The 24599-nt window shown below is 49.6% G+C and carries 18 protein-coding genes; 10 read left to right on the top strand and 8 right to left on the bottom strand.

Features of this window, described 5'->3' with window-relative positions:
- Positions 1-14: 14 nt before the first annotated feature.
- The 4 genes from GCU39_RS24895 (at position 15) to GCU39_RS24880 (ending at position 9604) form a co-directional block, all read left to right on the top strand.
- Positions 15-6437 carry a phosphodiester glycosidase family protein gene (locus GCU39_RS24895; RefSeq protein WP_152395921.1) on the top strand — a complete coding sequence of 2141 codons (6423 nt, stop codon included), beginning with the start codon at positions 15-17 and terminating at the stop codon, positions 6435-6437.
- Positions 6438-6612: 175 nt separating this feature from the next.
- On the top strand, positions 6613-7440 hold the full coding sequence (locus GCU39_RS24890) for a MerR family transcriptional regulator (protein ID WP_152395920.1): 828 nt from the start codon (positions 6613-6615) through the stop codon (positions 7438-7440).
- Between the two features lie 75 nt (positions 7441-7515).
- Positions 7516-8652, top strand: a complete 1137-nt coding sequence (locus tag GCU39_RS24885) for an agmatine deiminase family protein (RefSeq protein WP_152395919.1) — start codon at positions 7516-7518, stop codon at positions 8650-8652.
- 190 nt (positions 8653-8842) lie between these two features.
- Entirely contained in the window at positions 8843-9604 is a 762-nt protein-coding gene (locus GCU39_RS24880) for a GTP cyclohydrolase II (RefSeq protein WP_152395918.1), read from the top strand.
- A 102-nt stretch (positions 9605-9706) separates the two neighbouring features.
- On the opposite strand, the gene GCU39_RS24875 is transcribed toward GCU39_RS24880, so the two are convergent.
- Positions 9707-10117 carry a winged helix-turn-helix transcriptional regulator gene (locus GCU39_RS24875; protein ID WP_193726617.1) on the bottom strand — a complete coding sequence of 137 codons (411 nt, stop codon included), beginning with the start codon at positions 10115-10117 and terminating at the stop codon, positions 9707-9709.
- Between the two features lie 128 nt (positions 10118-10245).
- On the opposite strand from GCU39_RS24875, the gene GCU39_RS24870 reads away from it, so the two are divergent.
- Entirely contained in the window at positions 10246-10719 is a 474-nt protein-coding gene (locus GCU39_RS24870) for an SRPBCC family protein (RefSeq protein ID WP_152395916.1), read from the top strand.
- Positions 10720-10820: 101 nt separating this feature from the next.
- Here GCU39_RS24870 and GCU39_RS24865 read toward each other — a convergent pair whose 3' ends face one another.
- Positions 10821-12149, bottom strand: coding sequence for an MFS transporter (locus GCU39_RS24865; RefSeq protein ID WP_152395915.1), 1329 nt, complete (start codon positions 12147-12149; stop codon positions 10821-10823).
- Positions 12150-12312: 163 nt separating this feature from the next.
- A complete protein-coding gene (locus GCU39_RS24860; RefSeq protein ID WP_152395914.1) occupies positions 12313-13677 on the bottom strand; it encodes an FAD-binding oxidoreductase in 1365 nt (454 codons plus the stop codon).
- 193 nt (positions 13678-13870) lie between these two features.
- On the opposite strand from GCU39_RS24860, the gene GCU39_RS24855 reads away from it, so the two are divergent.
- On the top strand, positions 13871-14461 hold the full coding sequence (locus GCU39_RS24855; protein ID WP_152395913.1) for a DUF4062 domain-containing protein: 591 nt from the start codon (positions 13871-13873) through the stop codon (positions 14459-14461).
- A 72-nt stretch (positions 14462-14533) separates the two neighbouring features.
- Here the strand turns inward: GCU39_RS24855 and GCU39_RS24850 are convergent, their stop codons facing one another.
- The 3 genes from GCU39_RS24850 to GCU39_RS24840 form a co-directional block, all read right to left on the bottom strand.
- Positions 14534-15001, bottom strand: a complete 468-nt coding sequence (locus GCU39_RS24850; RefSeq protein ID WP_321575607.1) for an SMI1/KNR4 family protein — start codon at positions 14999-15001, stop codon at positions 14534-14536.
- 91 nt (positions 15002-15092) lie between these two features.
- Complete coding sequence (locus GCU39_RS24845) at positions 15093-16769, bottom strand: DUF6138 family protein (RefSeq protein ID WP_152395912.1); 1677 nt, start codon at positions 16767-16769, stop codon at positions 15093-15095.
- Between the two features lie 105 nt (positions 16770-16874).
- On the bottom strand, positions 16875-18686 hold the full coding sequence (locus GCU39_RS24840; RefSeq protein WP_152395911.1) for a helix-turn-helix transcriptional regulator: 1812 nt from the start codon (positions 18684-18686) through the stop codon (positions 16875-16877).
- A 200-nt stretch (positions 18687-18886) separates the two neighbouring features.
- Between GCU39_RS24840 and GCU39_RS24835 the strand changes: the two genes are divergently transcribed.
- From GCU39_RS24835 to GCU39_RS24825, 3 genes are read left to right on the top strand one after another with little or no spacing between them, the layout of a single operon-like run.
- On the top strand, positions 18887-19798 hold the full coding sequence (locus tag GCU39_RS24835) for an ABC transporter ATP-binding protein (RefSeq protein ID WP_152395910.1): 912 nt from the start codon (positions 18887-18889) through the stop codon (positions 19796-19798).
- On the top strand, positions 19795-20730 hold the full coding sequence (locus GCU39_RS24830; RefSeq protein WP_152395909.1) for an ABC transporter permease: 936 nt from the start codon (positions 19795-19797) through the stop codon (positions 20728-20730). The genes GCU39_RS24835 and GCU39_RS24830 overlap by 4 nt, the downstream gene beginning before the upstream one ends.
- Positions 20731-20761: 31 nt before the next feature.
- Positions 20762-21466 (top strand): DUF4097 family beta strand repeat-containing protein, encoded by a 705-nt coding sequence (locus GCU39_RS24825; protein WP_152395908.1) that lies wholly within the window; start codon positions 20762-20764, stop codon positions 21464-21466.
- A 111-nt stretch (positions 21467-21577) separates the two neighbouring features.
- Here GCU39_RS24825 and GCU39_RS24820 read toward each other — a convergent pair whose 3' ends face one another.
- Positions 21578-22021, bottom strand: coding sequence for an Lrp/AsnC family transcriptional regulator (locus GCU39_RS24820; RefSeq protein ID WP_407671590.1), 444 nt, complete (start codon positions 22019-22021; stop codon positions 21578-21580).
- Between the two features lie 161 nt (positions 22022-22182).
- Here GCU39_RS24820 and GCU39_RS24815 point away from each other — a divergent pair, with 161 nt between their 5' ends.
- Positions 22183-22653, top strand: a complete 471-nt coding sequence (locus tag GCU39_RS24815) for a VOC family protein (RefSeq protein ID WP_152395907.1) — start codon at positions 22183-22185, stop codon at positions 22651-22653.
- An 80-nt stretch (positions 22654-22733) separates the two neighbouring features.
- Here the strand turns inward: GCU39_RS24815 and GCU39_RS24810 are convergent, their stop codons facing one another.
- Positions 22734-24587 carry a hypothetical protein gene (locus GCU39_RS24810; protein WP_152395906.1) on the bottom strand — a complete coding sequence of 618 codons (1854 nt, stop codon included), beginning with the start codon at positions 24585-24587 and terminating at the stop codon, positions 22734-22736.
- Positions 24588-24599 lie beyond the last annotated feature (12 nt).

The following is a 24599-nucleotide window of genomic DNA, read 5'->3' as shown; positions in this document are numbered from 1 at the left end:
GGAAAAGAAACGAGATGAAACGAAAGACACGCAGCATCGCTATAGGTCTCAACCTTGTTCTACTGTTCTCTTTGGTTACTCCTTTGGGACAAGCGCTAGCAGCAGACAATCCCCAGACGGCATTCGGACAAGTTCTGGATACGCGCCAGATGGAGCTCAGTCCGGGTGCGAAGTATACCTGGCAGGAGATGAAGCTGCCGCAGGGCTTGGAGAAAATCCATTCTGTCGAGTTCGATCCGAAGAATAAGATGCTAGATCTCCAGCCGGGCAAGACAAACGGCAAGGTCTACGGGATGCAGGGAGTCACAAAAATGGCCGATGACGCCGACGCACCTGGCAACCGGGTCATTGCAGCCATCAACGGCGACTTTTATGACATGGCGACCGGCGTTCCGCTCGGGTTGTTCATGGGGGACGGCGAGATTCTGACCAGTCCGCCGGAGAAGTGGAGTTGGCTTGCCTTCGGCCTGAAGAACGACGGCACGACGATTTACGGCTTCAGCCCAGAGCTGACCCGGACGCTTACAATCGGGGGCAAGACGGTACCGATCTCCCACATTAACCGAATGCGAGAAAATAGCGAAGAACTCATGCTGTATACTTCCTCCTTCCATACCTCTACCATGACGAACGATCTCGGCGATGAGGTTGTGCTCGACGTACTGGAAGGCGAAGTGAAGAGCGGCAAGAGCTTGAAACTCAAAGTGTCCGAGATACATAAGAGTAAAGGAAATACACCTCTGAAGGCGGGTCAAGTTGTATTGTCCGCATCAGGCAAATACCGGGCCGAACTGGCCGGACTAACTATCGGCGACGAGGTTACAGCCAGCTTCGAACTGGAAGGTGAATGGAAAGACGTCAAAATGGCGATGGGCGGCGTTTTCATGCTGGTGAAGGACGGCGTGGCCCAAACCCACGAAGATAAAGCCTTGTATCCGCGGGTCGGGATCGGCACCAAAGCCGACGGTTCGATCATCATGGTCGAAATCGACGGCCGGGCGCCGGGCTTCAGCGAAGGCGTATCCTACGACGATCTGGGCAAGATCATGAAAAATATGGGCGCGGTGAACGCGCTATGTTTGGACGGCGGCGGATCTGCGACGTTCGTGGCCAAGCTGCCGGGCGATACGAAGCGCCGAATTCTGAACCTGCCATCAGACGGTTCGGAGCGGAAGACGGCGAACGGACTGCTGCTCGTGAACAAAGCGCCAGAAGGTGCCGCATCCAAGCTGGTTATACAGCCGAACCTGGAGCGCGTGCTGGTTGGCTCCTCCGTTACGTTCAAAGCAGCCGCGGTAGATGCGAACGGTCATCCTGCTTCGATCACCGGAACGCCGGCTTGGCGCCTCGGGAAGCCTGTCGGAACGATCGATAACGCGGGAAAATTCACGGCCAGCAATCAGGCGGGAACAGCGGAAATTACGGTGACCGCAGGCGGATTAGACGGTACAGGGCAGGTGGAAGTCGTGGATGAATTAACCGAGTTGAAATTCACTGACGCCGTGAAAACCTTCACCTCAGGCGAGAAATTCACGTTATCCGTCAGTGCGCTCCGTAACGGGCAGCTCATTCAAGCGCAGAACGATAAGTTCGTATGGGATATCGAGGGGCCGATCGGAAGCATCGATCAGAACGGCGTCTTTACCGCAACGAACGATACGGAGCAGAGCGGCAAAATTATCGTGAAATACAACAACGTCGTGACGTCGATGGACGTCAAAGTCGGACTGCCGCCTGTCGTGCTGGAGGATTTCGAGAACGGCACGGGCAAGTATCAGACCGAATCCGGCGCACGGTACAAGAGCGTGAAGCTTAGCGAAGAGACGGATGAGGACTTCGTTCGGCTAGGCAATAAATCGGCGAAGCTGGAGTACGATTTCACAGAGACGATCGGAACGTCCGGCGCGTACATCGCTGCGAAGGATCTCGACAGCAACATTAAAATTCCCGGCTATCCGGAGAAGATCGGCGTCTGGGTATACGGCGACGGGAAAAAGCACTGGCTGCGCGGGCAGATCCGCGACGGCAACGGGGCGGCCGTCGGCATTGATTACGTCGATCAATCGATAGGCGTCGATTTTACGGGGTGGCGATACCTGGAGGCTGATGTGCCGAAAGGGCGGCCGCTTCCACTGCGTATGGATCAGCCTGTGCGTTACATGGAGACAAAGAACGACAACAAGACAGCAGGTGTCCTCTACATCGACCAAATCCGGGCGGTATACGGACCTACCAACGACGATATGGACCCGCCGATCCTGAAAGATTTCAAACCGGCGGAAGGCAGCACGATTACAACGAATACGCCTAAAATTGAAGCAATCGGCGAAGATTTCGGGTACGATCCGGTAACCCACCCGGGAACGACATTGATCGATCCGGACAAAATTCGCTTCTACGTGGACGGCGTCTTGGTACAGCATGCGCTGTATCCTCCAAAGGGACAAATCCACTACACGCCGAACGTACCACTAGCGGACGGGGTTCACCTGGCGAAGATCAAGATCAGGGACCTGTCAGGCAACGTGACGGAGAAGGAATGGACCTTTACGGTCAATACCGGCTCGTCGAAGATCATCTACGAGGCCCCAACAACCGTCTACGTTGGAAATACGTACACCGTGGATATTAAAGCGCTGAAGGCAGCGGATATTCAGGGCAGCACAATGCAATTCAACTTCGATCCGGCTAAGGTGGATCAATTGAGCGTCTTGAAAGGCGGCAAACTGGCAGAGAGCCAACTGGTCTCCAAGATCGACGAGACGACAGGTGCCGTCACGCTGACCTTCAATAACATTCATGCGGCAGGGCTAACGGACCAGGATCTGCTCGGCCAAATCCAATACCGGATCAAGCCTGATGCCGAGGAGAAAATTAAAATCGCCTTCAAATCGGGGGCCATTACGTTCAGAGACAAAGGCGATACGAACTTCGGCTTCTTTGGTCTACCGGTCGAAGCGGTCGTGAAGCACCATCTGCAGCTAAGCTGGGATGAGCATGGCGTCGTGCAAGGCATGCCGACGACGTTCAAAGTCGTTGACGAACGTGGAGCGGCCGTCGACGGCGTGAAAATCACTGATACAGCCGGTTCTGAGATCGGTGTAACCGACGCGCAAGGTAAGTTGGTCACAGAGTCGTTCACCTCGGAAGTGAAGGAATATCGGCTCCAAGCGGTGAAAGGCGACGACTACAGCCCGATCCTGAAATTCAAAGTATCGCCGCTAGCCGGCAGTCCAACGCCGAGCAATGTCAGCGTGACGATGGGCGCGGATACGACGGCATCCAAAGCTTTCACTTGGCATACGAACCCGGCGACGGCCGATACCGTGGTCGAGGTCGTGAAGAAGTCGGAGTTTACAGATTTCAACGCTCCGAACGTACTGCGATTTGATGGCAATAGCTACTTGTTCACTACAACCGATACAGGTACCGTACGGGTTCATAAATCCATCGCAAGCGGACTAGAGCCAGGAACGCACTATATGTTCCGCGTAGGTGATGGACACGGCAACTACAGCACGAACGGTTCATTCCAGACAGCGGCTGCGACTGGCGAGAAGACCAAGTTCATCTTCCTCGCGGATTCGCAGGCTTCGAATGAAACAGGCTTCAAGCTGTGGGGCGATATTCTGAAAAAAGCGATGACCGATCATCCGGATACGGAGTTCGTCGTGCAGGGCGGCGACTTGGTCGAGGACGGCTTCAAAGAAAACGAATGGAACATGTGGTTCAACGCCGCGCAAGGGGTACTGATGCAGACGACCATCGTGCCTGTCGTCGGGAACCATGAAGTGACGGGCACGCGTAAGACCGAGGATTACCTCGCGCACTTCAACCACCCGCAGAACGGGATCGACAGCCTCAAAGGAAGCAACTTCTCCTTTGATTATAAGAACACTCATTTCATCGTACTGAACAGCGAATACGATTTCGAACAACAGAAGGAATGGATGCGCAAAGACCTGGCTGCTACCGATAAGAAATGGAAGATTGTCGCGTTCCACCGCGGACCGTTCGGCAGCATGTATGATTCCGAGCATATCCGCAACACGTGGACGCCGATTTTTGACGAGTTCCAAGTCGATCTTGTCATGAACGGCCACGATCACGTATATGTACGGACTTATCCGATGAAAGACAAGAAGCCGGTGGGTGACGGCGAAGGAACGACCTATATCGTCGGCGGCTCGTCCGGTCCGAAGTTCTACCAGGTATGGGCAAGAGATTGGCAGAAAGTGACTGATGGCGAGCAAGTGCAGATGTACGTTGCTGCCGAGATCGATGGGGACGAGATGAAATTCGTCGTGAAGACCATCAACGACCGCGTGGTCGATGAGTTTAGACTGGTCAAAATTCCGGCGCAGTCGGTCGTCATCGACCAACCGAATGTTAATCTGGCCGTGAATGAGAGCGTGAAACTGAACGCGACCGTACTACCGGCCAATGCTAGCAACAAAGGCGTGACTTGGTCCGTGTACAGCTCTTCTGCGGACAACATCGTTCAGGTAGGTACAGACGGCTTGGTGACAGCTCAGAATTTAGGAAGCGCCATCGTTCGGGCAACGAGCGTATGGAGCAACGTCTACGCTGATAGCGTCATTACGGTCGACCGCATGCCGGAGGTTCAAGTCGATGAAGTCCGTCTGGATCAGACGAGCGGCACCTTGAAAGTTGGGCAAGAATTGCAATTGAACGCTACGGTTCTGCCGGAGCATGTGCCGAACAAAAGCGTCATCTGGTCCGTATACGGTGATGCGTCGAAGCAAGTGGCCGACGTCACCGAGACGGGGCTGGTGAAGGCCATCTCGCCAGGTACAAGAACAATCCGCGCGATGAGCGCGGCGGATGCGACGAAATATGCAGACTTCCAGCTCACCGTGGAAGAAGCGGATAAGCCTACTAATCCACCGGTCAGCGAAGTCTGGCTAGATCGCGAGAGAGCGGTCATCAAGGCGGAAGAAACAATTCAGTTATCGGCCAAAGTACTGCCAGAGAACGTAATAAACAAGAACGTCACCTGGTCAGTGGAAGGTCCGGCAGGCATTGCGAATGTCACCGACAAAGGTCTGGTTACAGGATTGAACCCCGGAACGGTATTCATCCGCGCAACGAGCCAGATGGACCCGACCAAATACGCACAGCTGGAGCTGATCGTTAAAGATCGGGATGACGGCAATGGCGGTAATCCGCGTCCAGAGCCACCGAAAACGCCGACCAACAACAATACGCAACCGCCAACTGTGACGCCGGGTAAGGCGACGGTCACGCCTGGCCATATCTCGGTGGATGCGAAAGTTGACGCAGGAACCGCCAGCGCCACGATTGAAGCGAAAGATCTGGAGCAGGCACAGAAGGATACGAAGCCTGGCGCCGACGGAGCTACCGTCGTCCACATCGAAGTGAAGGGCGCGAATAACGCGAGCCAAGTTGCAGTATCGCTGCCGAAGAAGTCGGTGAATAAGCCGACACCGGACAATAAGATCGAGATCGTGACGCCGATCGGCAGCATCACCTTGCCTTCGAACTTCCTGAAGGATAAGAACGTATCGGATACTGACGTCGTGAGTCTAATCATTCGCAAGGCCGATCCGTCCTCCCTAGAAGCGAAAACGCGAGAAGCCATCGGCAGCCGGTCGGCGATCAGCTTGGATGTGATGGAGCAAGGGGCGCGCCGTGCGTGGCATAACCCGGATACGGCCGTACACATTGCGATTCCATACAAGCCTGCCGCAGCGGAACTAGCGAACCCGGGCAGCATTGTCATCCTATCCATCGATGCAGCGGGCCGTGCCGTTCCAGTACCGAGCAGCATCTACGATCCATCGACAGGAACAGTGCGCTTGGAAGTGAAGCAATTCAGCACCTATGCCGTAGCAGTGGTCAACAAGACCTTCGCCGATACTGCCGCATATGCGTGGGCGCAGCCATCGATTGAATTCTTGGCGGCGCGCGGCGTTATCCAAGGAATGAATGAACGCACATACGCCCCGAACGCGAGCATCACCCGAGCGGATTTCGTTGCGATGCTCATGCGAACGCTTGAGCTGAACGCTGCGCCATCCAGCAGCTTCAAGGATGTGAACAGCAGTGATTACTTCTATGAAGCGCTGGCGACAGCCAAGGCACTGAACATCATCGAAGGTACGAGCGACGGAGCCTTCCGTCCGACGGAGAAGATCACCCGCCAAGACATGTTCACGATCGCGGCTCGAGCGCTGGATACGGCTAGACACCTGAACATCACCGCAAGCGCCGAGACGTTAGCCGGATTCACGGATCACGCGAAGGTATCAGCCTATGCCGCGGACCGTCTGGCCGGCATGGTGAAGGAAGGCCTGATTCAAGGCGACGGACAGACGCTGAACCCGCAAGGCAACGCCTCGAGAGCAGAAGTCGCCGTGTTCATGTACCGCATTTTGAACAAGGTCTACAAGTAAACAGAACTCCAATAACCCTCTTCGTACGCCGACAGCGTGCGGGGGGGCTATTTTCATTTTCATCGAGATATAGGAAAGTATCACCACATACACCTATCAATTATTGGCAGACAATTGTACGAGTCGTCCATATTCGAATATGATTATACTGAAATCCATACGAAGGAAGAGAACGATGTACACGATCAGCAGATTTTCTCAGCTGTGCAAAATGAGCGCACGCATGTTACGACACTACGACAAGGAAGAACTTTTAAAACCAGAACATGTAGATACTACGAACGGGTATAGATATTATGGGAAGAGTCAATTAGAGACGGCATTGCGAATCAAGAAACTGAGAGAATATCGATTCTCCCTGCCGGAAATTAGAACGATCCTTCAGACATCAGACTTGGAATCGGTTACTGGATTGATGCACTCGAAAATCCGTGAATTATCACATGAGATGAATCAATACAAACAGATTATTGCCGAAATGCAAGAGATGATCGATCACAAGGTGGATTTGACTCCGGGAGAAAGAAGATCTTATGATATCCTGCTCGGAATGAGGAACGAGATCCATGTCCTAAGTCAAAGAGTGCAGATGAATATCGATCACATGGACGAGTATATTGACTCCTTATACGAACAAGCAGAAAAGCGTCTTATTCACTTACTTGGTACTCCGTCTGCTATTTTTTTCGATGAAGAATATACCCCAGATCATAGCGATATCGAATTGATGATCCCGATCGTGCAGCGACATGGCGAAGAAACGTCATGTGATTGGGAAATCAAAACACTCCCCCAAGAGTTTGTTGCTACAACCTTGCATATTGGAAGTTATGACGATATCGGATACGCGCATCTGGCGCTGGAAGAATGGATAGACAGCAACTGTTACATCTTGCATGGACCCCCTTATGAAACCTACTTGAAAGGTTCGGAATGCGACTGCCCTGTGGAGGAGTATGTGACACAAGTCTGCTTTCCCGTCATCAACGAAGCAAGATCATAATGGCTTGACCTTGACACAATGTCAAAGCTTATTCTACTTCAAGAGCAAGCGATTAGAACATAAGGAGATTAGAACATGAATAAGATGATTGTATTGTGCACGGGGGTTTTATTAACAGCGGGGATTCTATTAGGGTGTACGCAACTGAAAGCCGGTGAGGGTCAAACCATGAAACAAAACGTAGGCATATACACAATGCCCGATGAAAGAAGCCAGCATGAAGGGACTTGGCTGCAATGGCCCCATAACTTTACCTATGGAAAGGGCCATAAAGAAAATCTAGAAGACATCTGGATCGAGATGACAAGTGCCTTAAGTGAAGGAGAAAACGTTCATATCATCGCCTACGATCAGTACGAAAAAGAATATATTTATGATCTTCTGTACGATGAGGGCCTCAACATGGACAAAATCGACTTCTATATTGTCCCTACAGACGATGTATGGGCAAGAGATACCGCGCCTATTTTTGTATATGACAAAGATAAAAATCTGAAGCTCATGGACTGGGGATTCAACGGTTGGGGCAAGAAAACACCATATAAAAAAGATGCCTCCATTGGGAACAAACTAAGCAAACAGCTAGGTATGGAACGCATCGATCTCAATGATGTCGTACTTGAAGGCGGCGCATTTGAGTTAGATGGTCAGGGTACATTTTTATCGACACGTAGTAGCGTTACGAATAAGAATCGAAATCCTAAGTTATCCGAAGCAGACATTGAGGAAGTCATAGAAGAAAATCTTGGTGTTACGAATTTTATTTGGTTAGACGGAGTGCCAGGCTTGGACATTACGGATTTCCATATCGATGGCTTTGCTAAATTTCATGATAAGTCCACGCTTGTTACCATGAAAGAAGAGGATTTGGAGGACTGGGGCGTCTCCCCTAAGGATATACGCACGTTAATGAACGCCAAGAATGCCTCTGGCAAGCCTTATCAATATGCGTATCTGCCAATAACTAAAAACAATGTCGTGCTGGAGAGCGGAAAAGATTTGGGCTACAAGGGCTCCTATATCAACTATTACATTGGAAATACCGTTGTGCTCGTGCCCAACTATCATGATTCGAATGACAAAATAGCAAACGACCGCATCCAGAAACTATACCCTGATCGTAAGGTTATCGGCATTGATGTAAGAGAATTGTACAAAGATGGTGGCATGATTCATTGCGTTACACAACAACAACCCGTTGATTTAAAGTAATCCCGTTTGGCCATAATCTTTAAGCATTCAAAAGTTAAAGCCGTTTTCCAACTTAGGAAAACGGCTTTTTTGTAACATGGAATCGTAGGATGGTCGAAAATCCCACATAGTATGGCATCTTTTGCGCATAATGAGATTGACAACAACATTTGCCGGAATTTTCAACTCGGATATTAAAAGGAGATGTCCCATGCCTGCCGTATATAATTTTGATCCTCATGTGATTTCGCTTCTACAAGATAAAATACAACTGATCAAATCCGATGAAGGCGCAATCTATCTTGTCGGTCCCATTAAACTCCCGATTAACTTAAATGGGGAAACCGCCCAGTTCAAGTGGTACTGCTGGCTTCATTGCGACGAAGTGACGGAAGACTTTGAGCGTATCATTGCCAAGTTATCTTCTGTTAATTTAGCCGAATTTCAGCAATCGAGCATCCTCGTCCATGGGGACTTTCATAACGCGGATCATGCCTTAATCCGATTTCATTCTATCTGTCATACCGGGGATATATTCGGCAGCAAGCGATGTGACTGCGGATATCAACTCAGACAGTCCTTGAAGCATATTGCCGAGCATGGTCATGGCGCGTTATTTTATCTGGCAAACCACGAAGGAAGAGGCATCGGACTCTTTAGTAAAGCGCTTGCCTATATTCTTCAGGAAAACGGATATGATACCGTCGATGCCAATCTTCAACTTGGTTTTGCTGATGATGCGCGTAATTATGGCGATGCAATAAAGGCTTTGAAGGCACTGCGGACTAAGCCGGTTACGCTGATCACAAACAACCCAAGAAAATTAGATGCGCTCCGAAAGGCAGGTTTGGATGTTGAGGGTCGGGTGCAGCTGTGGGGAGATGTCTCCGAATACAACGAAAAATACTTGAAGACCAAAATCGAGCGAGCCGGGCACCTAAATGAAGATGAAGGATGCTGCGATAATGACTAGCCACGGATTCTACGTGGAGCTTTCAATACAAAATGAAAGAACACACGAAAAAGTGCCCTCAAATGTTACCGAGGGCACTTTTGTCTTATCCATCAAAAACGATTACGTAATATCGTCGAAATTTCGCAACAAGCGCTGCTCCAGCTCTTTTTCATTTGTTATTAGTTCTTGCATGATCGGAATACTCATATCGGTATTTGGGTTGTATTTAAGTCCCCAGTGCATGATGGCAAACACGATCGGGAAAAGATCAAGTGCCTTTTGTGTTGGTCGGTACATCGTTTGTGCGCGATTAGATTCGCCGTCTATCTTGACGAGCAGACCTACTTCAACGAGTGACTGAAGCCGTGCGCTTAGAATATTAGTCGAGATGTGCTCGCGTGAAGCGAGAAACTCGCGGTAATGCCGCTTGTTATGGATGAGGACGTCACGAAGTATGACCAGACTCCATGGATCGCCCCAAATGTCGAGGGCGTATACGATTGGACAAACTGTAGATGTTCGCTTTTTCATGAGCATAAGTATACTAACTGTACTTGCATTTTGCAAGTTTACTTTGATTGCGTCATTGTACTTGCGTTTTGCAAGTACGTGTTTTATACTCATTGTGGTAATCAAAAAATAGCTGGAGGAGTGCATTCATGAATCAAAATTACAGCATTTCCTTTGAGGTAGACCAGAGCCCCGATGAAGTCTTCACCGCCATCAACAACGTCCGCGGGTGGTGGTCAGAAGAAATCGAGGGCAAGACCGACGAACTCGGTGAATTTAAGTACCACTACCAAGACATTCACCGCTGTAGTATCAGAATCACCGAACTTGTTCCAGGGCGACAGGTTGCCTGGCACATTACAGACAACTACTTTAGCTTCGTAAAGGACATGAGCGAGTGGACGGATACCGACATTGTCTTTGAAATCGCCAAGAAGGACGACAAAACTGAAGTTCGCTTTACACACGTAGGACTTACTCCCACGTACGAATGCTACCCCGTCTGCTCGGACTCCTGGGGCACCTACATAAACGGCAGCCTGCGGGACTTGATTACCAAGGGAAAGGGCCAGCCCAACCAAAACGAGCGTATTGCCAACAAACATGGCATAGAAAACGCCTAACTTCTTCGCTATTCCTCCGAAATTAAAACACCATCATCCGCATTGGGGTGATGGTGTGTCATTTAATGTGATTTGAATCGCTCCAATGACCGACGACTTCGTTAAGACTGATACTCTGGTTTGCTTGCTGTTTGTGTGTACCATACCACGATGACTAGGGAGAGCAGGCATACCGCAAGCAAAATACGGTATACATTCTCGTAAGCCAAACCGAGCGGGATGCTCTTTTGCATGGCTAGAATCATTCCGAATACTGCAACGGAGACCGACCCTCCAAAAAATTGAATCAGCTGCATCAATCCCATACCCGAGCCGATTAATCGCTTCGGCAAAATGCGGGTCGTTTCATTATTTAACGAAGATAGGGTAGCCGAGAACGAGGGCGAGAAACATAAGTACCCACAAAGAATTACGAGAGGCGAGACTTGTACAGCAAAAGAAAACACAGCCAGTACAATGGCTAAAATGCTGTGACCAATAAGCAAAAATCTGATATTTCCGTAGCGGTCAATCCACCTTCCCACAAAACGGGTTAAAACTGCCGATAACAACGCCCCCGGCGCAATAATCAACCCGATGGCGATCTCCGACTCACCACTCAAATTGGCTAGGGCAAGCGGCATGAGGAACAGATTGCCCAAGTTCAACACCAAAACGCAGAAGCCGACCGCCGTAAGTTTCCGGTAATCTTTTCTAGTGAAAAGTTCCGGATTGATAAATGTCTCATTCTTTACTCTTCTCAGATGCCATAGATGTACCACAATCGAGAGAAGACTACCGGCCAACCAGAATAAGGAGCGTTGCATGATAGCGATCAATAATGCTCCTACGTTGACAATCGTTAATGCTGCTCCGAGAACATCGAATTGTAATGGCTTTGGTTCTTCCTTTGGAAGCAACCGCATCAAGAAGGGAAGCACCAATAGAATCAAGCAGGTGACAGCAAACAACCCGTTAAATCCGAAATACTCACTGAGGACGCCTCCAATGATAGGACCGAATCCAAAAGCCATCGCACTGCCTGTCGAGATCATGGCAATCGCTCTTCCCCGCCGTTCATAAGGGATATAACGGCTCGCCATTACCAATCCCAGACCTGCCATTGTTCCCGCACCTGCCGATTGTAGAATACGAACGGCTAGCAGAAATTTAAAGTCGTGCGCGAAGATACCGAATACCGAGGATACGCCCAGAATTGTCAGACCAACCAACAGCAACTTCCGCATTGGAACACTATCGGACAAACGGCTATATATCATCGTTGATAAGGCATATCCAATGGAGTAGCTTGATATAATCCACGACCCTAGATCAGCTGTGATATGAAAATCCGCAATGATGCTAGGGATCGACACGTTAAACATAGTCGTGTTCATAATTACAATAAATACGCCAAACATCCAGATTGGCATCACAACTCTGTCATTCATTGATTTTCCCTTCCTATCTTTTAATTCAAGTTTCTGGTGTAGGCCTAGGCAACACATCAAGTATTTACAAAATTTATATTATAACATATACGTTCATCGTATCATTCATTTTAGCGAACCGAAAACAAGCGATCGCTCATCCTTCATGGAGAGCGATCGCTGATTACTTCACCGGGATACTCTGGGCAAAACGAAACACGTTGTGGGGATCGTATTTCCGCTTGACCCGCGTCAGCCTTGGAAAGTTCACGCTATAATATGCCTTAGGCCAGTTTTTGATCTTCAAATCGGGGAAGTTCACGTAATCCCCGACGACAAAAGGTCGCAGCGCTCTACGGAATCTCTCTACCCAACGAATATTTCGCTGCTGCTCGCCATCGTTCCGCCACCGTGCCGACAGCTCATAAATCGTCTCTGCCTTCCGATGAGGATAAGCCGTTGCCGTCGGGGATACCTGACTCACCGCGCTTCCTGCACCACCTAAGCTTTGACACCACACGGTAGAATGCCTGTTAGGCGCTTTGGACAGGAAATCACGGATGATCTGTACACCTTCGCGAGGCAAAGGCTTAAACCCATAAGCTCCAGTAATTTTGAACTTCGGCTCTAGATTCAAGTCCGATGCGGCAAAAAACTTGGTCGCTTCGATAAACGGCACGGTCCGCACCATCACCTTCACCGGCGTTCCTGCCTGCAGCAAAGGCTGGATGAGTCTTCGCAGCTCCTTAGCACCGCCAAGCAACTGCCCCGTCGATACGATCGTTCCCACCTGCTTGGCCGCTACCTCAATGGTTGAGGTTAAGCGGTTCGTGACGGAAGGCGCCCATCGCTGCCAAGTCGGGAACACCTTCTCCAGATCGCGCCATTTCCAGGTAATGCTGTAGATGGAGACCGTGGAGATCGGTCGTACCCGGAACGTATACGAGGTCGCAATGCCGAAGTTGCCTCCCCCACCACCTCGCGATGCCCAGAGCAGATCACTATGCCGCTTCTTATTCGCGATAATCGTCTTCGCTCCATAGCGTCCGGAAGCGACGACCATCTTCACTTGCTTCAGGTTGTCGCAGGTGAGCCCATATTTGCGCGATAAAAGTCCAATTCCTCCGCCTAACGTCAGCCCGCCGACTCCCACATCGGGCGCGGTCCCTGCCGGAAGGGCTACGCGCTTATTCCACAGCTTCCGGTAGACACGGGCAAGCGGATTACCCGTCTGCACCTGGGCCACCATCTTCTTGCGATCCACCTTCACCTTATTCATCTCGCTGACATCGATAATGATCCCGCCATTGACGGACGAGAAGCCCTCGTAGCTGTGCCGTCCGCTGCGCGCTCGCAGCCGCACACCTCGCTCTCTGGCCCATTTGACGGCGTTGATCACATCCTGCGTCCGTCTGCAGAAGACGATGACGCGCGGGAATTTGTCAAACCGTCTGTTGAACTCCATTCTGGCCCTATTGTATGACGGGCTGCCCGGTACCACGATCCTGCCGGTCAATTGCGTGCCTGTCTTTTTCCGGTGTTGTACCATCGAAATGTCCACCATCCTCGCTCGTGGGTTAGTGTTCCTATTTGCTTATTCCTATGCCTAGACACCTGTCCGGGGAACGGCGCTAGCCTGGAATGGGCGGCAATTCGCTAGAATGGTAAGACTTTAGCACGATTGACATATAAAGTAAGCTGACGCTATGATTTATATTAATTTTAATGCATGTAGGTGACCTATGAGAAAAAAATTGCAAGTTTACATATCGTCGACGTTCTCTGACCTGATCATGGAACGTCAAACCGCCGTAGAAGCTATCCTGAGAGCCGGCCACATCCCTGCTGGCGTAGAGCTAGTCTACAAGGACAGACATAACATGGAGACGATTAAACGGTGGATCAATGAAAGCGATGTCTACATCCTCATTCTCGGTGGGCTGTACGGCACCTTAATTCCGGATGACTCGAAGAGCTATACGCATTGGGAATATGATTATGCTGGAGAAATCGGCAAGCCTCGATTTGCCTTTGCCGTCACGGATGAAGCATTGAGGCAGAAGACATTCGATTTTACCGAAACGCGGTACTATCAAGAGTTCCAAGCATTTAAGCAATCCGTGTTCGAAGAAGTGCCTACCTATCATGCTGATAATGAACAACACATTAGAATGGTGATTCGTGATCAACTGCCTGGGTATGCAAGAAGAGACGATCTATCCGGCTGGGTATCTAGCAAGGATGTCGCAGAAGCGCAAAGATTGTGGGCTGAAAACGCGGAGTTGGTAAAAGAAAATGCCAGGTTGAATGCGGAGTTAGAGAAATACAAGTAAACACTGGGCTTTGTAGGCCGGAGAGCCGACATTTGCTTATCGATAGCGAGTGTCGGCTCTGCTCTGCACATCTTAATTCGTCTCGTCGATCAACCGTTCCAGAAACGCCGCGAACGACGGAGCATATAGATCGATCATATCATTCATGAGATCATAACGCATGACCGGGAATTCGCCCTGCTCGTCTCTGATAGACGTATCAAAGAAATAAAGCTCGTCGCCATCCGGAACGAACAAGTCGATTCGGTGAGGGAACTGGCTGACCCACCAATCCTCTGCCAGGTTCAACCGATGGATGTAGAGCATGTCGCTGTCGTCATATTCGCGATGTTCCGGAGAACCGACCGCGAGAATATACGCGCCGTGCAATTGAGCATTGCCATAATGCTTTAACCACCAGCGGTAAGACGGAGGCAAGCTGAGCCCTAACTCCTCTTCCACTTCCGCAATCCATTGCTCTTCCGCTCCATGGCCAGGAAACCATTTCAGGTAGTTTTCCTTACTCAGTTTGTCCTTCAATTGCTCATACATCAGTTCCATCCCCTCTCCCCACACTTTAATAGTTTCCAATTTTTATCATTTTTGACTATTGTATCACAGAAAAAATCACAATAAGAGACGCCGTTACCTGTTATATCTCTTGTCCTGCCGCCTTGAGCAATCGAAGCAACAGCTCCTTGCGCGGTTCCTGCGCCTTGCGGGCCGAGGCAGCCAGCTTCTCCGTCTTGCCCCAGATCGGGTACAGCACCCGCTCCGCCTCGTAATCCGGCAAATCCTCGACATGCTGCACCAGCAGCGCCAGCTTGTCCTCATTCTCCAGCTCTGGCTGGATCTTCAGCTTCAGTGAATCATGGGAGCAGCGCAGACAAGCGACCAAGGCGGACACCGAGCGTTCGGTTATGCCATGGGTCTCGGCGAAAACAGTCGTGAACTTGTCCTGCATCAGCTGATGCTCCTCATCCACAAGCGCCATGTAAGCTTCGACTAGCGGGAAATACCGCTCGTCCGTGAGCCCCAGCCCGAATACGGCATAACTGCCCGGCATGACGCTCTTCTCACTTTCGGTATCCTCGTACCATTCGAATTGTTCCATCGCCTCGCGAGCGTACTCCTCGAGCAACGGATGCAGTTCTGTATAAGCTAGCGCATTCGCGAAAAAACGATGCGTATCCGATTTTGCCAGCCCTTTGATAGGCAATGCTTCTCTCATGCTGGATTTTAGTTTGATTTTGTAGCTCTTCGGGAAACCCTTCCGTAACAAAGAGAGTATGAATACAATCGCTCGCTCGTACGCTCCTGCTTCCTCTTGGCGGATCACTATTGTCATCGTGGAGAATACATCGTTGGCCTTGCACTCCACCAACTCGTCGCGCAAATGCACGTCTTCCGGCGCGAAGCTGTCGCTTCCTTCCTTCAGCATGCGCCCTGCTCTGCCGCTGCCAAGCTGCTTCGCAAGCTCCAAGAACGTCTTGCCCTTATCTTTGCTGTAGTTCGGCTCGTAACGAAGGATCATCACCGCGCCGTACAACAGCAGGTCGATCGGCTGGTTCGGCTCATCCACATGCGTTAATACCGCATCCGGCTTGATGGTATATTCATTGGTTCTGTATTCGGAACGGGTGACATCATAATAGCGCGGCAGGAATATATCCTCTGCCCAGTGCTTCAAAGCCCGAATGATATCGCCTCGATGCTCCCTCAGCGCTTGCGTGCGTTCTTTGTTCAGCTCCTGAATTCGGTCAAATAAAGCAATCGTTCTTCCGACGTCCGGCACGGGGAACAAATTCGGATCCAACATATGGCGCGTCAGGAAGAAGGTTTCCAGCGGCTTGGTCGGATAGACCCCCTTCTCCAGCTTATTCTCGATATAAGAAGCAACCCGCTCCAACAGCTGCTGCTTTTTCTCTTCATATACGACGTCAAGCACCGTTAATTTTACAGGTCCGTCTGTCGTTGCGAAGGATCCCTGTAAGGTGAACCGGTAGTCGATCAAGACCTGCGTCTTCAGCTTGTTCAGCCTCTCCTTGACGATATCCACAAGCCGCGGCTGTACCTCGTGCAAGACCTGCTCCCGCGTAAAAGGTGACGCCTTCATCGACTTACGCCCTGCATCGTTCCCTCCAAAGCCTGAGCTATCCACGATCGTCCTACCCGGCCTGTAATCTAACTCCATGTCGTTAAAGATGCCTATTTGCAGTGTGGTACGCTTGACCGCGTCCTCCACGTCCTTTCGTTTCTCCTGCTCATCGAACCATTCATAAATCGCCGCCTTCATCTCTTCCAGCGCTTCTTCCTGTCGTGAGTTCATCGTCTCCCGCCTTTCCTTATCCTTCACCGGCTGATTGCCCCGATTCGCATGTTCCTATTATTTTACTCTCCATCATACTTCTGGAACAATGCGTCTAACGTCCGGTTACCGGGACGAACCTACCGGATTCCGATGAATCAGACACTCCAGTTTTGCCTTCTCTACTGCCTCTTCACGGCCATTTACTTGCAATTTTAGATAGATAGATGAGATATAATTGCGTATCGTACCTTCTGACAAATGCAAATTTTGCGCAATTTCCTTGTTACGAAGCCCTTCCGTCAAGCACCGTAGAACATCGATCTCCCGTTCAGTCAGCTCGTATGGATTCGGTGCCTGATCCCCCTTATGAAATTGAAACAATTGATAGGCCATGTCCTGCGAAATCATGGTCCCCCCGCCATATACAAGCCGAACCGTTGCGGCTAATTCCTTAGGATGTATCGATTTCAGCAGGTAGCCTTCCGCTCCTATACGAAGCGCTTCAGCCGCTAAGGTGACATCCTCGATTGTTGTGATCATGATGATCCGAATGTCCGGCCATTTCTCTTTCAAAGACTTGGTAGCCTCAATCCCGTCCATCTCGGGCATGTTAATGTCCATTAATACAATGTCGGGACGATCCTTCCCACATTGCTGGATGGCTTGCTTGCCGTCTCCAACGACCGTCACTTCAAAATCCCGTTCTTCTCCCAACAACAATCTCAGACTTTCGCGGACCAACGGTTGATCATCCACCAACAAAATCTTGATGCTTTGTCCACTGTCATGAGACGTGTTCGGCAACGTACAGGCCATCACCGTGCCGGCATCAGCCTGCGAATGGATATAGAGCTTGCCTTGCATTGAGGCCAGTCGTTCCTTCATACCTGTCAGACCGAATCCATACTGAAGGCTATCCGTACCCTTACCATTATCCTGTACCTGCAGCATCAACTGCGCAGGATCATATTGAAGAAGGACTTGAATCGTGCTCGCCTGCCCATGGCGGCTGGAGTTGGTTAGCGCCTCCTGCAGACAGCGATGAAGCGCCAGCTTGCCCTGCTTCACCACAGGATATGGCTCGCCCATTGTGCGAAATACAACCCGGATCCCTGTGTTCGTCTTAAACTCATCCATGATCTGAAGCAGCGATCGATCTAACGGCAGTGCCTCCTCGATCGGATCCATCTGATGCACTTGACGGCGAATATCGTCTAACCCCGTTCTTGCCAGCTTGAGCATACGCTGCAGCTTAACTTCCCCTTCATTCGAATGAATATGGGACTTCAATGTCTCCATTCCAAGAATCATGGAAGTAAACGTATGGCCCATTGTATCATGCAGCTCGCGGGCCATCCGATAACGTTCCTCCAGCAGCGTCATTTTCTCGATTTGTGAAGAATACTGCTCCAGAATCACATACTGCTCTCTGATCAGCACAAGCTTATGCTTGATGGTATGGATCGCTATGGCTCCTTTTTGCAGCGCATAGCTTACGCCATAGAAAATAAACGCATCCAGTAAGCTCTGCCACACGACTGGGTGTGACAACGATGAGCTAACGGAATCTCCCGCGCTCAGCACGAACAGTGTCACGGCGACAGGCAGCGAGCACCAGTGGGCTCGCCCCCGGCTATAGAAAGCGATCGTGAAGAGAGCCGGCGGGAACAATCTTATCAATCCAAAATCGTAAGCAAGATATAAGGATACACCGCCAGCGAGCAAGCACTCAACGGTCAGATATAGATAGTAGTGGCCCTTCACGAATATAAAAGGAACAAGATGACACAGCAAAAGAGGAACAAATACCATCCAAAATGGAAAGGAAGGCTGATCCTGATACATCAAAATAATGACTGCGACGACCCACAGCATACGAATCGCTAGCATCGCCCAATCCTGCCAAGACCACCGGTCTTTCATCCATAAACGCATATGTACAACTCCGTTCAATCGATTGAAATGATCAATAAACTGCCTGAACATGCCCGATTTCCCTTGTCATATCAGGTTATGACGCCTTGTAACTCGGCTTTATGACAGCAGTTCTGGTAGTTTGTTGGTGGCTGAGATAAATCCACCAGAATACGGAAAATTATATCTCATTCGATTTGCTAATTAAAGGAGTGGTTGCATTGTCGCTACTGCAAATTCGTAATCTTACGAAAAAAATTGGAAACAAGACCATTGTCGATCAACTGACGCTGGACATGGAAAAGGGAGAAATCCTAGGACTCCTCGGTCCCAACGGAGCAGGGAAAACGACGACGATTCGAATGATCGTCGGCCTCATGTCCAAGTCGGGCGGCCACGTACGAATTGACGGTACAGACGCTCATGCACATTTTGAGCAAGCCATGAGGCATGTAGGTGTGATCGTGGAGAACCCCGATTTGTACAAATATTTATCCGGATATGATAATCTGATTCACTTCTCCCGTATGACGCCAGGCGTGACAGACGCAAGAATCCGGGAAGTCGTTGCCCTCGTTGGATTAGAGCACAGTATCAACGATAAGGTCGCCACCTACTCCCTAGGCATGCGGCAGCGCTTAGGTCTTGCTGTCGTTCTCGTTCACAAGCCTTCCCTGCTCGTGCTCGACGAGCCGACCAACGGTCTTGACCCGGCTGGGATTCGCGAGCTGAGACGTCATTTGAAGCATCTGGCTCAAAACGAAGAAGTGGGCATTATGATCTCCAGCCACCTGATGTCCGAAATGGAGATGATGTGCGACCGCGTTGCGATTCTACAGCAAGGGAAGCTGGTTGGCATTCACAAAATATCGGATATGGCAGATGATGAACGAACTCAAGTCCGTTTCGAGGTCGACCGACCGGATTTAGCGGTGCAGATCCTGCAATCAATCCTGTCCGGTGATGTCATCACGACCGATCAACGACATATCCAAATCGTCATCGCCAAGACGCAAATCCCTGACATTAGTCGGGAGCTAATGGGTGCTGGAATTAATGTATATGGCGTCCACGCGATCCAGAAGACGCTGGAAGAGAAGTTCATGGAAATAACGGGAGGAGAAGAACATTGATTCCATTCATTCGCAACGAGAATATGAAGATCTATAAACGGAAGCGTACGTGGGTGATGGTTGCAATCGTCCTAGTGTACGTCTTACTACAAATCGTGAATTTAAAAACGACCGGAGGCGGTGCTACACACGAGAACTGGAGGACTCAGCTCGAACAAGACAATGATAGGTTTCGCCAGGAGGCTACCAAACCGGACCCGTTGGAGATTGAAATCAAACAGGCCGAGAAACATATCGTGTTGAATCAATATTATCTCCAGCAAAACATTCCGCCTAACACCAATGCATGGAGTTTTGCTGTGAACCAGGCGCGAAATATTATTTTTGCGGCATCCCTCATCTCCATCTTGATTGCAGGCGAGATTGTCGCCGCCGAATTCGTATCCGGCACGATTAAGCTGCTGTTGACCCGATCGGCGAGTCGAACCAAGATCTATATGTCCAAGTACATCGCCACAATCCTGTTTGGACTGCTGTTATCCGCAGCCGGCATACTCGTGTCCGTACTCCTTGGAGGCTTCATATTCGGCTTTGATGGATTAGCGGATAGCTATTTCTATGTGAAGGGTCATGCCGTAGGTGAAGTTCCAATGCTGCAGGCACTACTAGCAACGTATGTGCTAGATATTCCGTTCTTGCTGATTGCAACAACGCTCGCTTTCATGACTTCTGCCGCTTTTCGGAGCACAACCTTTTCCATTGTAATTTCCCTGCTCACCTCGCTTACCGGATTCATCATCGCGATCGCAATGGATGGCTGGGCCTGGACGAAATACTTCATCTTCTCTCATACGGACCTTACGTCGTACCTATATGGGGATCCTTCTGTTGATGGGGTAACGCTTGGATATTCCTTGGTGTTCATTGGACTTCATCTCGCGATCATGCATTTAATTTCGTATCCTTTATTCGTTAAGCGAGATGTTGCTTGATAGAGAATCATAATACGGAGGATAGTCTTATATGAAAATAATGAAAATGACACTTAGCACGATGCTGCTGGCCCTATTGCTGATGATTACTGCCTGCGGAGCAAAAGAAGAAACAGCGACGAAGAAGCTGGAACTACCCGTAAATGCTCTGACCAAGCTCGTCATTGATCATCGAAATGGGGAGATTAGGATTACAGGCAGCTCCGATTCGGATCAGATCGAAGTCGCAGCACTCGCTAAGGTCAATGGGGTCAGCATGGATAAATTAGAACTTAAACTTGAGGCACAGGGAGAGATCGCTAATCTGGATGCGCAGTTTAGAGGGCAATTCCTAGCTATGGGATCTGGGGCGGTGGACTTGGACATCAAAGTGCCGAAGCAACTTCAACTGGACATTATGTCTCATCGGGACGGCAATATCCATATATCAGATCTATCGTCCAACGCCAAAATTGACAATATCAACGGTAATATTCAAGCGTCGAACGTATCCGGCTCGCTTGACATCGACAATCGGGATGGAGATATTACCGTTCGCAATATTGGATCTGATGTCGTCATTCACAATATCAATGGACATATGGTTATCGATCATGTAGAAGGCTCTGCCGAGATTCATGTGGGTGACGGCAGCCTGGACATCAACGATGTGGCCAAAGATGCGTCGATTACGCAGTCTGGTAACGGAGAAGTTAAAATCGGCGAGGTAAAAGGCAAGGTCCTGCAGAATAAGTAATCATAAACAAACCTTCATGATGGTTCCCGGCTTGATCTTTCACTACAAATTAATAGGCCATCCTTGGCGGGATGGCCTATTCTGTCTGCCTGACCTCTTCGATCCTCTATTTTAGAGTAATATCCGATTTTCGATCATATTTTTCATACTAATATGCGACTTGGACACGCCGAACTTCGTGAGCGTGTCTTGGAGCTGAGCGAGTTCCTCAATGCTTGTCGTTTGCACTTTGATCAGATAATTATATTCTCCGCTGATGCGGTATAAATCTGTTACTTCTCTAGCACCCTCGCAAAAATCAACAATGTCTTGGCAGTGTTCCGTTTTGAAGAGGATGAACGTCGTTGTTCCTCGATTCAGATTCCGCAAATTGAATACGGCAGAATACCCGGAAATGATGTTCCTTTCTTCCAGCTTCATGATTCTTTCTTTCACGGATGGTTGAGACATCGACACTTCTTTGCTGATCTGTGAAATTGGCATGCGCGCATTGCGCTGCAGCAATTGCATGATCTTGCGATCCACGTCATCGATCAAATATTCCAAATATTCCATACAATCTATACACCTCCAGACCGGGGTTTTATAAAATAAACCTCCTTGGCCAAAATACCTTATATTCATTATGCATTATACGATAATCTCCTTACTATTCGCATTCATCTCATAACTTCATCCTATTACAATAGATACATGATATATGAGGAGGATGTAGGATGAGCATTAAAGGTCTATCCCATGTGGCCATTCAAGCCAAAGATTATCAAGCAACGATTGCATTCTATACGGAAGTGTTAGGGTTCAAGACGGGTCACCGCTGGAGCCTGCCTTCCTTCCAAATCCAAGAAGCTTCCATGCTGGTCTCGCCTGACGGAAGAACTTGCCTTGAAATCTTCGATAACGACGCCGTCATTCCCGCCCAAGGCAAGAAGGCCGTGTCGGATGAAGAGGTAGCCCACGGCGCACTGCTGCATCTCGCTTTCTATGTCGATGATGCCGAGGTGATGTACCAGAGAGCGCTTGCGTATGGCGCCAAGCCATTCGTAGAACCGTCGCACCTATCGCTCGGCGAACCGCCGCTTCACGTCACGAACGCGCTTGTTCACAGTCCCAATGGAGAAGTGATCGAATTTATTGAAGATGTTGATTTTGATATGTCCAGCAGGGTGCCGGAAGGTTCAGCGTAAATACAACAAGACCACTCCAAAAAAAATCACCAATCCCTTTTACGGTTTTGGTGATTTTTTCGTTGTAGTATCAATTTCATTCAGACCTGCGTAAGAACGATCTGCTCCCCGGAACGGGTAATATGGTAGATGCCCTCCTGCATGTCGACGCCATAATGCTTCTTCAACAGACGGTTCCCATCGGAATCACGCTCCACGACGACCAGATAATCGTAGCCGCTGAGCAGGTTGTCCATATTGTCCTCATAGAACAGAACAATCCCGTCCACATGAGGGGCATACAGGAAATACTTCCCGATATATTGCATGTAATAGTTCGTCACCTGCTGATCTGCGTCCGAGGCGTAGAACAGATATTTGTGGTTATCCTCCTGACCATTTGGGTACCACCGATCACCGGTCACCTCATGGACTTTGTACGGGAGCGTCGTATCGTAGCTCTTCGCAATGGAGACAATGCCGTTATACTCCGATAACAGCAAGGTGACGGCAATCGCCGTACAGACCATAATTCCTTTTTGATAGTATCCTTTCATTTGGACACTCTTAAATGCGCGATAATCGGGCACTTCGCCGATTTTATAATGAAAGGAACGCTCGATATCGACCGCAGCGCACAGCACTAAACCGCCAGCGAAGAGTACGACAATACTGGATGCATAACGTTCAAAACCAGCCAGCCAAATCGCCTCATCTAGCGGCATAGAGTACAGATACAACCCCAGAATCCCTGCATAGTACAATAACAGGACGATATCCAAGGCAATCAGCGCTTTCCACAAATTCCACTTCTTCTTCAACACCACCGCCGCAAAAATAGAAGCCGCGATCGCTAGGAGCTCAAAGACGACAATCCCGATCGCCGGCCGTGTCGTCAGATCGGTACTGGACTTCAGAAATAGCGATATAATCTCATGCATTTGCTCCGTCGTTTTTCCCATTTGAAGACCGGAGGAAGCGACGTCGAATTTATTCTCTACGCCCTGGAAGACAGACTTCATGCGCCAGCTCCAGCCAAAGTAAGGAAGCAATACCCCGCAGAGCATCCCGACGACGGCAAGCACGTTCTTCCAGCCGGGCTTATTCCAATGCGTCAGCCAAGTGTAGATCAAGAAGAGCAACCCGATCGCCGCAAAAATAATACCCGTGCTTTTCATGACCGTCAGCAAGCCCGCAAGCGGAAGAACGACAAGACATGCCCGCTTCATCTCATTCCGATACCGATAGACCACCGCCAAGATGGCCAGCGCATAAATCGGGAGCAAGAAGTCCACCAACAGATTAGTGATGCGGATCGTCAGATTGAAAAAAGAAAGCATGGAAAGGCCTAATCCAAGGAAAGCATACAAGAGAAAACGTTTCTTCTCGGATACGATGCCAAACATAGCATAGAAACACGAAAAAATGAGCAGCCCTTGCGCGAATAACATCACGGACTGAGCATGTCCCGCAAACCGGCAGACATAATAGAGAAAAGACGAGACGCCAAGCGGATAATTTTTAAAATCAATCAGGTTCGAAGCTGACGTCGGGAAGGCATCTGTACTTAACATCACCTTCAACACGATCGCCCAGTGGGAAAAATTATCGTAATGCGTCAATGAGGTCTGGAACAGCACCAGCAGAAAGATAAAGCTTCCTACCAGGAAAGTAACTAGAAATATAGAAAACGAAAAGCGGAATTTAGCCCCTTGGCGCAGCCAGCGGACCACGAGTCCAACGTACGCCAGCAGGCCTAGAATCAACACAACAAGACTAACTACATAGAGCTGCCCTGCCAGACCACCCACAAAAACAATGCAGGCAATCGATGAAAATACGAATACAGGGATGAACTCCCATGGTAATGTTAGTGTTTTTCGAACAAACAGCATGTAACCCAGACAGGAAAGCACCAATAGGACCCCCATCAACAGTTGAAACAAAATCAGCATTTCTATCTCTCC

Origin of the sequence: Paenibacillus guangzhouensis (assembly GCF_009363075.1) — a bacterium.
In the GTDB taxonomy this organism is placed as follows: Bacteria; Bacillota; Bacilli; order Paenibacillales; family Paenibacillaceae; genus Paenibacillus_K; species Paenibacillus_K guangzhouensis.
Note: the sequence above shows the minus strand (reverse complement) of the source record. Positions and strands in the feature narration are given on the sequence as shown.

Bases quoted from the DNA above. Each gene is read 5' to 3' on its own strand.
- GCU39_RS24865 (WP_152395915.1), bottom strand. From the start codon at position 12,149: ATGAATGACAGAGTTGTGATGCCAATCTGGATGTTTGGCGTATTTATT.
- GCU39_RS24825 (WP_152395908.1), top strand. From the start codon at position 20,762: ATGAAAATAATGAAAATGACACTTAGCACGATGCTGCTGGCCCTATTG.
- GCU39_RS24880 (WP_152395918.1), top strand. From the start codon at position 8,843: ATGCCTGCCGTATATAATTTTGATCCTCATGTGATTTCGCTTCTACAA.
- GCU39_RS24810 (WP_152395906.1), bottom strand. From the start codon at position 24,587: ATGCTGATTTTGTTTCAACTGTTGATGGGGGTCCTATTGGTGCTTTCC.
- GCU39_RS24870 (WP_152395916.1), top strand. From the start codon at position 10,246: ATGAATCAAAATTACAGCATTTCCTTTGAGGTAGACCAGAGCCCCGAT.
- GCU39_RS24815 (WP_152395907.1), top strand. From the start codon at position 22,183: ATGAGCATTAAAGGTCTATCCCATGTGGCCATTCAAGCCAAAGATTAT.
- GCU39_RS24885 (WP_152395919.1), top strand. From the start codon at position 7,516: ATGAATAAGATGATTGTATTGTGCACGGGGGTTTTATTAACAGCGGGG.
- GCU39_RS24850 (WP_321575607.1), bottom strand. From the start codon at position 15,001: ATGGAACTGATGTATGAGCAATTGAAGGACAAACTGAGTAAGGAAAAC.
- GCU39_RS24895 (WP_152395921.1), top strand. From the start codon at position 15: ATGAAACGAAAGACACGCAGCATCGCTATAGGTCTCAACCTTGTTCTA.
- GCU39_RS24890 (WP_152395920.1), top strand. From the start codon at position 6,613: ATGTACACGATCAGCAGATTTTCTCAGCTGTGCAAAATGAGCGCACGC.
- GCU39_RS24840 (WP_152395911.1), bottom strand. From the start codon at position 18,686: ATGCGTTTATGGATGAAAGACCGGTGGTCTTGGCAGGATTGGGCGATG.
- GCU39_RS24855 (WP_152395913.1), top strand. From the start codon at position 13,871: ATGAGAAAAAAATTGCAAGTTTACATATCGTCGACGTTCTCTGACCTG.
- GCU39_RS24845 (WP_152395912.1), bottom strand. From the start codon at position 16,769: ATGAACTCACGACAGGAAGAAGCGCTGGAAGAGATGAAGGCGGCGATT.
- GCU39_RS24860 (WP_152395914.1), bottom strand. From the start codon at position 13,677: ATGGTACAACACCGGAAAAAGACAGGCACGCAATTGACCGGCAGGATC.
- GCU39_RS24820 (WP_407671590.1), bottom strand. From the start codon at position 22,021: ATGGAATATTTGGAATATTTGATCGATGACGTGGATCGCAAGATCATG.
- GCU39_RS24875 (WP_193726617.1), bottom strand. From the start codon at position 10,117: ATGAAAAAGCGAACATCTACAGTTTGTCCAATCGTATACGCCCTCGAC.